The organism is Chryseobacterium sp. L12 (assembly GCF_056133985.1).
The window spans coordinates 57,983-70,730 of the sequence record NZ_JBVYOF010000001.1 but is presented as its reverse complement, the minus strand read 5'-3'; the positions used below and the strand labels follow the sequence as shown (position 1 = coordinate 70,730).

13 protein-coding genes are annotated in these 12,748 nt (G+C 36.2%); 7 read left to right on the top strand and 6 right to left on the bottom strand.

The features are described 5' to 3' along the window. Positions 1-38: 38 nt before the first annotated feature. Positions 39-1,379 carry a dihydroorotase gene (locus AC0NBN_RS00345; protein ID WP_160812465.1) on the top strand — a complete coding sequence of 447 codons (1,341 nt, stop codon included), beginning with the start codon at positions 39-41 and terminating at the stop codon, positions 1,377-1,379. Between the two features lie 97 nt (positions 1,380-1,476). On the opposite strand, the gene AC0NBN_RS00340 is transcribed toward AC0NBN_RS00345, so the two are convergent. The 6 genes from AC0NBN_RS00340 to AC0NBN_RS00315 form a co-directional block, all read right to left on the bottom strand. Next, positions 1,477-2,373: a helix-turn-helix transcriptional regulator gene (locus AC0NBN_RS00340; protein ID WP_160812466.1), complete on the bottom strand. Its 897-nt coding sequence runs from the start codon at positions 2,371-2,373 to the stop codon at positions 1,477-1,479. 34 nt (positions 2,374-2,407) lie between these two features. Continuing rightward, the gene (locus AC0NBN_RS00335; RefSeq protein WP_160812467.1) at positions 2,408-3,409 is read right to left on the bottom strand and encodes an aldo/keto reductase; all 1,002 of its coding nucleotides are present in this window, start codon (positions 3,407-3,409) and stop codon (positions 2,408-2,410) included. Between the two features lie 89 nt (positions 3,410-3,498). Beyond that, a complete protein-coding gene (locus tag AC0NBN_RS00330) occupies positions 3,499-4,413 on the bottom strand; it encodes a response regulator transcription factor (protein ID WP_160812468.1) in 915 nt (304 codons plus the stop codon). Between the two features lie 48 nt (positions 4,414-4,461). Further along, positions 4,462-5,301, bottom strand: a complete 840-nt coding sequence (locus tag AC0NBN_RS00325) for an SDR family oxidoreductase (RefSeq protein WP_143884843.1) — start codon at positions 5,299-5,301, stop codon at positions 4,462-4,464. A gap of 214 nt (positions 5,302-5,515) precedes the next feature. Then, entirely contained in the window at positions 5,516-6,199 is a 684-nt protein-coding gene (locus tag AC0NBN_RS00320) for a response regulator transcription factor (RefSeq protein ID WP_160812469.1), read from the bottom strand. Positions 6,200-6,204: 5 nt separating this feature from the next. Next, the gene (locus AC0NBN_RS00315) at positions 6,205-7,458 is read right to left on the bottom strand and encodes a sensor histidine kinase (protein WP_160812470.1); all 1,254 of its coding nucleotides are present in this window, start codon (positions 7,456-7,458) and stop codon (positions 6,205-6,207) included. A gap of 164 nt (positions 7,459-7,622) precedes the next feature. Between AC0NBN_RS00315 and AC0NBN_RS00310 the strand changes: the two genes are divergently transcribed. From AC0NBN_RS00310 to AC0NBN_RS00285, 6 genes are all read left to right on the top strand, one after another. Continuing rightward, entirely contained in the window at positions 7,623-8,039 is a 417-nt protein-coding gene (locus AC0NBN_RS00310; RefSeq protein ID WP_160812471.1) for a DUF1573 domain-containing protein, read from the top strand. Between the two features lie 166 nt (positions 8,040-8,205). Continuing rightward, positions 8,206-9,087, top strand: coding sequence for an SDR family oxidoreductase (locus AC0NBN_RS00305; protein ID WP_160812472.1), 882 nt, complete (start codon positions 8,206-8,208; stop codon positions 9,085-9,087). Between the two features lie 207 nt (positions 9,088-9,294). Then, positions 9,295-10,182 (top strand): DUF2589 domain-containing protein, encoded by an 888-nt coding sequence (locus tag AC0NBN_RS00300; RefSeq protein ID WP_143884848.1) that lies wholly within the window; start codon positions 9,295-9,297, stop codon positions 10,180-10,182. A gap of 18 nt (positions 10,183-10,200) precedes the next feature. After that, complete coding sequence (locus tag AC0NBN_RS00295) at positions 10,201-10,899, top strand: hypothetical protein (protein ID WP_143884849.1); 699 nt, start codon at positions 10,201-10,203, stop codon at positions 10,897-10,899. Then, entirely contained in the window at positions 10,899-11,477 is a 579-nt protein-coding gene (locus AC0NBN_RS00290; protein ID WP_160812473.1) for a hypothetical protein, read from the top strand. Before AC0NBN_RS00295 ends, AC0NBN_RS00290 begins: the two co-directional genes overlap by 1 nt. A gap of 13 nt (positions 11,478-11,490) precedes the next feature. Then, positions 11,491-12,747 (top strand): S8 family serine peptidase, encoded by a 1,257-nt coding sequence (locus AC0NBN_RS00285; RefSeq protein WP_160812474.1) that lies wholly within the window; start codon positions 11,491-11,493, stop codon positions 12,745-12,747. The last annotated feature ends 1 nt before the right edge of the window (position 12,748 follow it).

Sequence of the window (12,748 nt, the reverse complement as noted above, 5' to 3'; positions counted from 1 at the left end):
AGATTAAATTTGTGAAATATCAATTTAACTGAAGTAAAATGAAAACGCTCATCAAAAATGCAAAGATCGTAAATGAAGGAATTGTTTCTCTAAACGACATCCTTATCGAAAACGATTTGATTTCCAGAATTTCCAACAATATTTCTGAAGACAATGTAGATCAGATTATCGACGCTTCCGGAAAATATCTTTTACCCGGAGTGATTGACGATCAGGTACATTTTCGCGAGCCGGGTTTAACCCACAAAGGCGATATTGAATCTGAATCCCGTGCTGCCATTGCGGGCGGAACCACAAGTTTTATTGAACAGCCAAATACGGTTCCTAATGCCGTTACTCAGGAATTATTGGCGGATAAATATGAGATTGCTGCGCAAAAATCTTTCGCCAATTACGGCTTTATGATGGGCGGAACCAATGATAATCTGGAAGAAATTCTGAAAACCAACCCCAGAAATGTTCCGGGAATAAAATTATTTTTAGGCTCATCTACAGGAAATATGCTCGTTGATAATCCTGAAACACTGGAAAAAATATTCAGCAACACCAAAATGCTGATTGCCGTTCATTGTGAAGATGAAGCGACCATCAGAGCCAATACCGAAAAGTATCTTGAAGAGTACGGTGAAGATATTCCGGTTAATTTTCATCATTTAATAAGAAGCGAAGAAGCCTGCTACATATCATCATCAAAAGCTATTGAACTTGCCAAAAAAACCGGGGCGAGACTGCACGTATTTCATCTTTCAACCGCAAAAGAAATGGAACTTTTCAGAAATGACATTCCATTAAAGGATAAAAAAATTACGGCGGAAGTTTGTGTTCATCATTTGACTTTCACCAATGAAGATTACGAAACACGAGGCGGACTTATCAAATGGAATCCTGCTGTAAAGACGCAAAAAGATAAAGACGGACTTTGGGAGGCGTTGCTGGACGACAGAATTGATGTAATTGCTACTGATCACGCACCACATACCTGGGAAGAAAAACAGAATGTCTATACAAAATGTCCTTCCGGTGCACCTTTAGTACAGCATTCTTTAGCTGCAATGCTAGAAAATTTCCATACAGGCAAAATTTCTTTGGAAAGAATTGTCGAAAAAATGTGTCACAATCCTGCAGTTTTATTCAGAATTGAAAAAAGAGGCTTCATCAGAGAAGACTACAAAGCTGATCTGGCTTTGGTAGATTTGGATACCAACTGGACTGTTGAAAAAGAAAACATATTGTATAAATGCGGCTGGAGCCCAATGGAAGGGATGAGTTTTCGTTCAAAAGTCACCCATACTTTCGTTAATGGAAATTTAGTTTACGATAACGGAATAATCAATGAAGAAAAATTCGGGGAGCGGTTGCTTTTTGAAGTAGAAGAATAATTTTAAAATGCAAATTTGCACAACTGCAGATTTGCATTTTTTATTCTGATCTCCCGAAGATTAAACTGAAAAACCTGTTCATTCTGCAAGAAAAACCTCAATTAAATGACTGCCGAAATTCCAGTGGTGACATACTTGTTTTCTTTTTGAAAAGTGTAGAAAAAGACTGTGAATGCTCGAATCCCAGTTCATAAGCAATCTCACTTATTGATAACTCAGTCGTAGAAAGTTTTTCTTTCGCCTTACCGATAAGCTTTTCGTGAATATGTTGCTGCGTGTTTTGTCCGGTGTGAACCCGCAAAAGGTCACTCAGATAATTAGGAGAAAGATTCATTGCTTCGGCAATCTGATGGACAGTCAGTAAACCTTTTTGAGCCGACTCTTGAGCAAAATAATTATTCAGAAACGTCTCAAACTTCGCCAAAATCTGATGATTTCCGCTTTTTCTGGTAATAAATTGTCTCTCATAAAACCGCTTTGAGTAATTTAGCAGCAACTCTATCTGTGACAGAATAATTTCCTGCGTATGCTGGTCGATACGTTCACATTCCTTATCAATTTTATTCAAAATTTCCAACAGATTATTTTCCTCATCTTCAGACAGATGCAACGCTTCATTCACAGCATAAGAGAAAAATCCGTAAGATGGAATCGTTTTTGCTAAAGAATGTTTCAACAGAAAATCCTCGTGAAAAATCAAAAGATAACCTGTATTTTCACAATCCATCGTCTTTAAATCCAGATATTGTACCTGATTCGGCGCCGTAAAACTCAAAACTCCTTTGTCATAATCGTAATGTTGTTGTCCGTATTTTATTTTTCCGGTCGCTTTCCGTTTTAAGGCAACACAATAATAATGGCTTACAAATCCTTTCCACACATCATCTTCAATGAAAACACTTTCCGAAAGATTGATGACGCTTACCATCGGATGTTTCGGTTCGGGAAGTGATAATAACCGATGAAACTGTGAAATAGATTTTATGGTGTTCATATTTAAATAAAATTCGTGCATTCGTGGCAAAAAATCAATAATCCAAAAGTCCCATTCCAAACTCATCATAAGTCGCTCCTGTGTCCGTTCCTAAAGGTACAATACTTTCCAACTTTTGTAAATCAGATTCATTCAATTGGATATTTGTCGCTTCAATATTCTGTTCAAGATATTTTCTGCGTTTCGTTCCCGGAATCGGAACAATTTCTTTGCTGATAATCCATGCCAAAGCCAATTGTGAAAATGTAATATCTTTTTCTTTCGCCATAATTTCAATCGCTTTTACTAGTTCAATATTTTTATAAAAATGTTCTTCCTGAAAACGAGGAATTCCTCGTCGGAAATCATTTTCCGGCAAATCGTCAATGGTTTTAATGTTTCCTGATAAAAATCCTCTTCCTAAAGGAGAATACGCCACAAAGCCAATTCCCAAATCATTCAGAGTTTTAATTACCCCTTTTTCTTCAACTGTTCTTTCAAATAAAGAATATTCACTTTGTACTGCGGAAATCGGATGAACAGCGTTTGCTCTTCTCACGGTTTCCGAACCAACTTCCGACAAACCAATATAACCGATTTTCCCTTCCTTTACCAAATCGCTCATCGCTCCAACGGTCTCTTCAATCGGAACATTTTTATCGAGACGATGCATATAATAAAGGTCGATGTAATCAGTTTTCAGATTTTTCAAAGAACGTTCAACCGATTTTTTTACATAATCTTTTTGACCGTTGATTTTCCAGGTGACTTGTTCATTGTCATCAATTTCCCATCCGAATTTCGTCGCAATAATGTATTGGTCACGATTTCCTTCGATGGCCTTTGCAATCAGCTGTTCATTTTTAAAAGGACCGTACAAATCAGCCGTGTCGAGAAAATTTCCGCCCAATTCCAAAGAACGGTGAATGGTTGCAATTGATTCTTTCTCATCAGATTTTCCATACATATCAGCATCGCCAAAACCTGTCATTCCCATACATCCCAAACCGATATTCGGGATAATTAATCCTTGGTTTCCTAATTTTACTTTTTTCATTTATCTTGATTTTTAATAAGACAAAGTTGATGAGAAATCTAAAATCGGATGTATGCAAAATGACGAATGTTGTATGAGAATTACTGATGTCAGTTAAACGACTTCCGAAACTCCAAAGGTGAAATATCTGTTTTAGCTTTAAATAATTTGCTGAAAGACTGCGAATGCTCAAATCCCAATTCATAAGCAATCTCGCTCACTGAAAGTTCAGTCGTGGAAAGCTTTACTTTTGCTTTTTCAATCAGTTTTTCGTGAATGTGTTGCTGCGTCGTTTGCCCCGTCAAAGACTTCAAAAGACTTCCTAAATAATTAGTGGAAATATTTAGTGATTCAGCAATATAATTGGCGGTTGGCAAACCTTTTTTGATGACTTTATTATTGAAATAATCTTCCAGAATATTTTCCAATTTATCCAAAATCTGGTGATTGCTCTTTTTTCTGGTGATGAATTGTCTTTGATAAAACCGTTCGCAGTAATTCAAAATCACTTCAATTTGGGAAATGATGATATTCTGAGTGAATTCATCAATTCCAGATTGGTATTCTCTTTCAATGCCTTTAAAAAGACCGATTAAAGTTTCCTCTTCTTTTTCGGAAAGAAACAAAGCTTCATTCACATCGTAACCGAAGAATTTATAATTGTGAATGGTCTTTGCCAAAGGGGTATTCCAAATGAAATCTGGATGAAAAGCCAAAAGAAATCCCGAAGGTTTTGTGTCGTACTTGTCAATAATCATCCTAACCAATTGTCTGGGCGCAATGAAGCACATTAGACCGCCATCGAAATCATACTGGCTCTGTCCGTAATGCAACTTACCTTGCAGATTCCGCTTGAATCCCATAAAATACAACTCCTGAACCCAGCTGATTTCAGGCTCATCAATTTGATATTCTACCTGGCTGTAATCCACCAGACTAACCAGCGGATGCTGAGGCTGAGACAATCCGCAAATCCTGTGAAATTCAGCAACGGTATCTATAGTGTATAATTTTCTGTTAGTCATAACCTGAAGAATTAAAGGCAACAGTCCGTCAACTGCTGCCTTACAAAATTAATAATCTGTTGAAATACTTAATGTTTTGAAATCAGAAATTTCATTCTGAAGTGTGCTTAATTTATTGTTTGCCATTTGAAAAGCATCGGAACCTAAAACTAAATGAACCGGCGGATTTTCCATTGCTGCTAATTCTACAAGCGCCACCGCTGCTTTTTCCGGGTCGCCGGGCTGATTGCCATTGATGTCCTGCTCGTGTGCTTTTTGGATTTGTCTTGTCATCGTATACGCATCAATTTCATTTTCAGGAGTGCGAAGTGAACCTCCGGTAAGAAATTCAGTTCTGAAATATCCGGGATAAACCACCGTAGCATTCACGCCAAATTCTTTCGCCTCAGCAGCCAAACCTTCCGTGAAGCCTACGACTGCAAACTTGGTTGCGCAATAGATTCCCCAACCAGGAAAATCTCCGGTCAATCCGCCAATGGATGCAATGTTGATAACAAGACCGCTTTTCTGTGCTCTAAGATATGGCATTGATTTTCTGATAACATTAAGAGAACCAAAGACATTGGTATCGAAATTCTGGCGGCTTTCTTTGTCGGTCAGCTCCTCCAAAGTTCCCAATTGTCCGTAACCGGCATTATTCACAATTACATCTAACTTCCCGAATTTCTCAACTGTTTTAGAAATCGCTTCTGAAACAGAATTTTCATTCACCAGATCCACTTCCAGTGGAAGAAATTCAGAATTTTCTGCGCTGATGACTTTCTGTAATTCTGAAATATTTCTTGAAGTTGCCGCAACGAAATAACCTTCAGCTATTAATTTTTTTACTAATGTTAGTCCTAAACCTTTTGAAGCGCCTGTTACAAACCATACTTTTTTTGTACTCATTTTGATTGTTTTTAATGGGGTTAATTATTTACAGTACAAAGTTGATGATTGATAAACAGAACAATGTGACCAAATCAAAGATTATTGTAGCCAAAACCAATAATCTAATAATTTGAAATCTGAAAATATTAAAAGATTGTTGAATTATTTTTTTTAAATTTCTGGTTTTAGCCTAAGTTTCAATTAGAAACAATCATATAAAGCCAGAAAAAGATTATTTCTCTGAAAACCGGAAGCCGATTCCATGAATGTTTTCTATTCTTATATTTTCTTCAAAAGAAAAAATCTTTCGCAGCCTGGAAATAAAAACATCTAAACTCCGTCCCATGAAATAATCGTCATCTCCCCAGATTGCTTTAAGTATTTCCTGTCTTTTCAGAACCTTATTTTTATTTTTAATAAAAAAAAGTAATAATTCTGATTCTCTCTGAGTAAGAGAAACCATTTTGCCTGATTGATCTTTTAATATATAGTTTTGAGGATCGAAAGAAAAATTGCCTACTCCGTAATTTAGAGAGACGGGTTGTGCCTTTTTTGATCTTTTCAGAAAAATTTCAATTTTGAGAATGAGTTCTTCAATACTGAAAGGTTTTACCAGATAATCATCGGCTCCAAGCCTTAGACCTTTAATCCGGTCTTCCTTTAAAGATTTGGCAGAAATAAAAATAATAGGAATTTCAGAATCTGCATTTCTGATGTGTTCTGCAAGTTCAAAACCGTCCATTCCGGGCATCGTGATATCCAGAAGACAAATATCAAAATCGTAATTGCGAAAGGCTTCCAATGCAGTTTTTCCGTCCGCACAATAGTGAATGTCATAATGATTTTCCAGACTGTCCTGAATCAGAAATGCAATCGTCTGATCATCTTCGGCATATAAAATTTTAGATTTCTCCATATCTGTTAATTTTGAAAGGGAATAAAGATCATAATAGTAATACCCTGATCTGGATTATTCTCAACCGAGATTTTCCACCGGTGCTGCTGTACAATTTTTTTCACGTAAAATAATCCAAGCCCAAACCCACTGACTTCATCAGATTTTCTGGTATTTATTCTGTAAAACTGATCAAAAACAGATGAAATATTTTTATCCGGAATTCCTATTCCGTTGTCTTTGAATTTTAAATAAAATCCTTTTGAATCTTTGGTTTCAGAAATTTCAATATGAGGTTTTCTGTCACAGTATTTTATTGAATTATCTATGATATTATGCACCACATTGCTGAAATGGAATTCGTCTGCCAGTATAGTTGTTTCATTTTCAATTTTTATATCAATCCTTACGTTTTCATTTTTTTGACTGATCTGTTGTTTAATATCATTCAGAAAAGATGAAATATTTATTTCCTGAAGATTTAATTTTAGTCCGGAAGCATCATTTTTAGCAATATTCAAAATTTTTTCGATATGATGATTCAGCTTATTTCCCTGATTGGCAATGATGGCTGTATAAGTCTTTAATTTTTGGCTGCTTTGAATTGTTTCCTGCTTACCCAAAGCTTCTGCTGCCAAAAGAATAGATGACAATGGCGTCTTGAACTCATGAGTCATATTGTTGATAAAATCACGTTGAAGTTCGGAGAATTTTTTCTGCTGAATAATGGTGTAAATAGAATACACATAAACAAAAAGTATCACAATGAGAGCAATCGTCAATACATACCAGAATTTCAGTGAGCTTACAAGATAAGTTGTTTTATCAGGAAACCGTATTGAAAAATAATACACCAGATTTTCATGTTTCGGAAAGCTGATCATCTTTCTTTCCGGCTCCTGATCTTTAGTTGAGATATATCTTCCGTACACCATGCGATCACTGTGGCAGTTGTAAACCGCATAAACATAATCTGTGTTGATCTGAAATCTGGTAAATTCCGTTTTTAAATAATGCTCCAGAATTGTAGGGTCAAATTCGTTGTTAATATCTACTACATAATAGTCATTTGCTATATTCTGTACCGGATTTTCCGTAAACGACGCTTTGGAGCCGTAGAGTTTTTTTACAACTTCCAACAATGCAATATTAACTTTCTGATTAAACTTTTTATCCTCCAGATGATAGGCTTGTCTCGTCCACAAAAGCTGGGCAATCAAAATTCCGATAATCGCCACAATACCTAAACTGATAATGATATTAAGTTTTTTTATTTCCATATTATGAAACAATATTATTTAAAAAAATAATGAGAAATACATCATTAACAACTTATTAACAAACATTAGAGAGCAATTAACAAAATTAATCCTTTATGAGATATATATTTGTCATATCAAAATAAAATATTTAGAATAATTATTAATTTAAAAATCGAAATACTATGAAAAAATTTACCATTTCTGCGCTTTTGGCGGCTTTAGCATTTTCACCTATTTATGCTAATGTATTTCCTGTTGAGAGCTCTTCTGTTATTAAAGTTATAGCTGATGCCATCAAATGGAAAGCAGAGACTATTGATGTGGGAAATATCCCGCAGGGAAAACCAAAACTGATCAGATTTGAATTTACCAATACTTCCGGAAAGCCAATTATGATAGAAAATGTTGCGCCATCTTGCGGCTGCACTACTGCCGATTATACCAAAACAGAAATTAAACCCGGCAAAAAAGGCTTTGTAGAAGCAAGTTATAATGCTGCAAATCCGGGAGCTTTTACCAAAACCGTCAATGTAACTACAAGTGACAGCAAAACACCTAAAACACTTGCATTCAAAGGAGTTGTAATTGCTGATAAATAACATTAATTTAGTTTTATAGTTGTAAAAAGTCTGATAATTATTTATCAGGCTTTTATGTTTTTTAGGGTTAATATCTTGAGCATAGCTTTTCCGAACCGCTAAAAGAAATTTTTATGCTAAATTTACAAAACACACATTATCTGATTATCGTTAAAATATTCAAAATATGAATTTGTACACACAACCTATGCTGCGTGAAGGCGCATTACAAGATAAAGTTGCCATTGTTACAGGAGGCGGAAGCGGACTTGGCAAAGCAATGACCAAATACTTTCTTGAACTGGGCGCAAAAGTAGTTATCACATCCAGAAATCTGGAAAAATTACAAATTACCGCCAAAGAGCTTGAAGAACAAACCGGAGGAAGAGTACTTTGCGTAGCATGCGATGTACGAAACTGGGATGAAGTAGAAGCCATGAAAGAGGCTGCCTTAAAGGAATTCGGAAAAATTGACATTCTTCTGAATAATGCTGCCGGAAATTTTATTTCACCAACAGAAAGATTAACGCATTCTGCCTTTGATTCTATTTTGGATATTGTATTGAAAGGAACCAAAAACTGTACGCTTTCTGTAGGAAAACATTGGATTGATTCTAAAACTCCTGGAACAGTATTGAATATTGTTACAACTTACGCTTGGACGGGTTCAGCATACGTTGTTCCGTCTGCTTGTGCAAAGGCAGGAGTTTTGGCAATGACAAGATCTTTAGCTGTTGAATGGGCAAAATACGGAATCCGTTTCAACGCGATTGCGCCCGGTCCTTTTCCTACAAAAGGAGCATGGGACCGACTGCTTCCGGGAGATTTGCAGGAGAAATTTGATATGAGAAAAAAAGTGCCGCTGAGAAGAGTCGGTGAACATCAGGAACTGGCAAACCTTGCAGCATATCTGGTTTCTGACTATTCTGCTTATATGAATGGCGAAGTAGTAACCATCGACGGTGGAGAATGGCTTCAGGGTGCAGGAGAATTTAACATGCTGGAAGATATTCCGCAGGAAATGTGGGATGCGCTGGAAGCAATGATTAAAGCAAAAAAATCGAATTAACTATAATTTCTAACTTTATTAATACCATTAAACTCTTTTAAAAATTTTTAAAAGAGTTTTTTATTAGTTACCACTAACATTTACTTAACAATACATTTTCCGTTAGGGAAAAACACCCTTTCAATTTCGGTGATTTACCTGCAATGTTTTCTTTTTTAGCGAGATACATTTGTACTACAAATTAGTATTAACCAAAACAAAATCAAAATGGAAACATTGAAATCGGTGCTGGAAGCCAATCACACCAAAAAATCAAAAAACGAATTAATTGAACTTTTATCCGGAGTACAGCAAATAATTTCTCCGAATGTGTATGATAAAATTTCAGGAGTGGAAATCTCTGAACTGAAAGATCTTTCAACAAAAGAAATTCTTTCGATCATTGATCAGTTCAAATCTGCTTATGACGAAAAATGGGAAAAATCTTTAGCCAGCGCATCATCACAAGTCTTAAAAATGATTTCTATGAGAATGGCTGCAGATGATGAAATTTTCAGAACTTCTGATGCCTCCAATGCAGATTTTGCTGCCGAACTGGGGAGTATAGACTTTGCTACCGTAATCGGAGGTCCGCTTGATGCTTGTGTGAAAGCACAATCCAATGCTTCAGTTTCTACAGTAAGTTTTATTAATGAGGTTGGTTTTGAAGCTACTGATCCCAACAATCCCAATAGTCCTAAGAAACTGAGAATGGCAGATTTTAAATACAAAAAAAATGTGCCTAACCCTGATTTTGATGACACAAAACCTGAAAGCAATTCTAATCCAAAAACAATTCAGCAGGATGTTGAACTTTCGGTTCCGTTTATTGCGTTACTGAATGTTCCGTGCTTCAGAATAGAATCCTGTGAAGTAGATTTTAATGTGAAGCTCAATTCTACATACACCAAAGATGTAAGCAGCAATTTTGGGATTGATGCAGGTGCTTCGGGAGGATGGGGTCCGGTAAAATTCAGTGTAAATGTTTCTTACAAACGTTCTTCAAGCACAGGAATTAAAGTGGAAAAAGAATATTCTTTAGGAGTAAAAGTACGGGCAACCAACGATGAAATGCCTGCAGGACTGGAAAAAGTTTTAGGTTTGCTCGCTCAGTAAATTTTAAATTTTACGACTATGATAAAATTATCAGATTACCTGGATTATCTCAACAATGAGATAATTCAGGCTCGTAAAAGAGCAGACGAAAACGCTATTGCCATCGCAAAAGAATACGCCAAACATGAATATCTGAAATATTTTACAGCTCCGAGATATGCTTTACCCAGCGTAAAAATGGAAATCCCTCTAAAAATTACTGATATTGATGCAGATGAAAAGTATAATTTTAAAATAAATGAAGATCAGCTGATTGGTGAAGTAAATGAAAGAATCCGTCTCGTCAACAGAGAAAAAAGGCTTAATATCACAGAAATTTCTAAAAAGCAGATTCAGACTGAAGACTTTAAATCAATATTTAAAAAACTGGAGTCTACCGATCAGAAGTTTGGAAAGCTTCCCACAACAGAGGTGGTGAAATTAGATTTAAAATCACAGATAAAAACTTTAAATACTGGAATTTTCCGGCCACAGGACGGAAGTTCAGATACAGAAGTCAACGAGCTAAAGGAAATCTTCTCTAGTGTGTTACTGAATAAATATAAGCTTGTGAACTCCAAACTGAATAATATCTATATTGATCCTAACACAACATCCGCAGAAGATAAAGACAAATTATTTATAAATCTTCAGGTTTCGATGGAAGCGGAAGGAATCCGCATCGTGTCTTACAAAGATAAAGACGGTAAAGAAGTAGAACAAATAACATTTGAGTAATGCAGGAACTGATTCATCATACGACGCAGACTTTGGAGTTTCATCTGGATCAACTTAATAAAGTTCAGGAAGTATATCTTGCGAAATCCTTTGATTTTGACAGCCAGTTTGATGCTTTTCTTCATCAATTGCTTGATTATTTTAAAGCCAAAGGAAATACGACTCGCGAATCTGAAGTTCTGAAAATAATGAGCATGATTGAAACAGTAAAACGTGGCTTTAATCCAGTGAAACTTGAAAATATCAGCTCCGGAAAACGAAATTTGTTGTACGGTTTTTCTTTTAACGGAATTGAAATGATTCACGGGTTTCTTACTGAGCTGCTCGCAAAAGAACAGAAAAAAATTGATGAATCGGAAGAATTACTTTCAGGCTTGATGATTTCGCTTTATCAAAACAATATTCTGGATGATGCTACAATTAAAGAGCTGAATTCTGTTATAAAAATAGGTCAGTTTTGGGAACAGCTGCTTTCACAGAATACATCTATTGCAGGAATCAACAAAAAACTGAGACTGAGCCTTTTATCAGAAGACATTTATCTCATTATTGAAAAAATACTAACCAAGATCACATAAACATACATCAGCCATGGAAAACGAAAGATACATCGTCCTTTTGAAGGATCAGGCGAAAAGTTCCATCAAAAAAGTGGAAAAAGAACTGGAAGTAAGCATTACCTCATCAGAATTTCTGTCGAAAGACAACCGTTCTTACGAAGTGATTGATGAGGACAACGGAGTTTTATACAAAAATCTCGGAGTAATGGTAGTAGAAAACATGGATGAAGACCAGCTGAAAAAAGCCGTGAAAAACGAATCTAATCCTATCATGTATTTTGAGAAAGAAAGGGATTTTTTTCCGGCAGATGAAATGAAAATTATTGCCGAACTCAAGAAAAAAACGGCTGAGCTTTCCGATAAAATCAGTGAACTGGAAAATTTCATCAACAACAAACCGATTCCTCCAAAAAGCTTAATTGAACTGGAATGGGGACTTAAAGCAATTGGCATTGACAAAACATCATTTACCGGAAAAGGAATCGATATCTGCATTCTGGATACCGGACTGGAAATGACCCATCCTGACTTTTCAGCGAGAACCGTTGAAGGAAAATCTTTCATTGAAGGCGAAGACTGGAATTCTGATCCGAATGGTCACGGAACTCACTGCGCAGGAATTGCTGCCGGAAATTTACGATCTGATACCGGAAAACGCTACGGGATCGCAAAAGACTGTAATCTGAAAGTTGCCAAAGTACTTTCAAATCAGGGAAAAGGAACAACAAGCAGCGTGATTGATGCCATCGACTGGGCTATTACAAAAAAATTCAGAATACTTTCACTTTCACTTGCTGCTCCGGTCGGAATCAACGAAAAACCGTCCGTACTTTTTGAAACAGTAGGAAACAGAGCTTTGGAAAACAACTGTCTCATTATTGCGGCAGCGGGAAATGACAGCAGCAGACCTTCTCTTCCAAAACCGGTTTCTGCACCGGCAAATTCGCCTTCTATTATGGCAGTTGCAGCGATTGACGGACAAATGAAAATTGCAAGATTTTCCAACGCAGGCATCAATCCTTTGGAAGGCGGAAACATTGATGTCTGCGCTCCAGGAGTGGATATTTTCAGCAGTTACTCCAAAAATATTAAAAATAAAAACTATTATGCACCGTTAAGCGGAACCAGTATGGCAACACCTCATGTCTCAGGTCTTGCAGCCCTACTGATTGAACAGTTTCCGGAAAAAACAGCGAAAGAGATATGGAAACTGATTGAAACTCAGGCAAAACCTATTGAAGGATTGAAATATAGGGATATAGGAAGTGGTTTAATCCAAATCATCTAGG

Coding starts and splice junctions, on each gene's coding strand:
- AC0NBN_RS00345 (WP_160812465.1), top strand. CDS start 39: ATGAAAACGCTCATCAAAAATGCAAAGATCGTAAATGAAGGAATTGTT.
- AC0NBN_RS00340 (WP_160812466.1), bottom strand. CDS start 2,373: ATGAACACCATAAAATCTATTTCACAGTTTCATCGGTTATTATCACTT.
- AC0NBN_RS00335 (WP_160812467.1), bottom strand. CDS start 3,409: ATGAAAAAAGTAAAATTAGGAAACCAAGGATTAATTATCCCGAATATC.
- AC0NBN_RS00330 (WP_160812468.1), bottom strand. CDS start 4,413: ATGACTAACAGAAAATTATACACTATAGATACCGTTGCTGAATTTCAC.
- AC0NBN_RS00325 (WP_143884843.1), bottom strand. CDS start 5,301: ATGAGTACAAAAAAAGTATGGTTTGTAACAGGCGCTTCAAAAGGTTTA.
- AC0NBN_RS00320 (WP_160812469.1), bottom strand. CDS start 6,199: ATGGAGAAATCTAAAATTTTATATGCCGAAGATGATCAGACGATTGCA.
- AC0NBN_RS00315 (WP_160812470.1), bottom strand. CDS start 7,458: ATGGAAATAAAAAAACTTAATATCATTATCAGTTTAGGTATTGTGGCG.
- AC0NBN_RS00310 (WP_160812471.1), top strand. CDS start 7,623: ATGAAAAAATTTACCATTTCTGCGCTTTTGGCGGCTTTAGCATTTTCA.
- AC0NBN_RS00305 (WP_160812472.1), top strand. CDS start 8,206: ATGAATTTGTACACACAACCTATGCTGCGTGAAGGCGCATTACAAGAT.
- AC0NBN_RS00300 (WP_143884848.1), top strand. CDS start 9,295: ATGGAAACATTGAAATCGGTGCTGGAAGCCAATCACACCAAAAAATCA.
- AC0NBN_RS00295 (WP_143884849.1), top strand. CDS start 10,201: ATGATAAAATTATCAGATTACCTGGATTATCTCAACAATGAGATAATT.
- AC0NBN_RS00290 (WP_160812473.1), top strand. CDS start 10,899: ATGCAGGAACTGATTCATCATACGACGCAGACTTTGGAGTTTCATCTG.
- AC0NBN_RS00285 (WP_160812474.1), top strand. CDS start 11,491: ATGGAAAACGAAAGATACATCGTCCTTTTGAAGGATCAGGCGAAAAGT.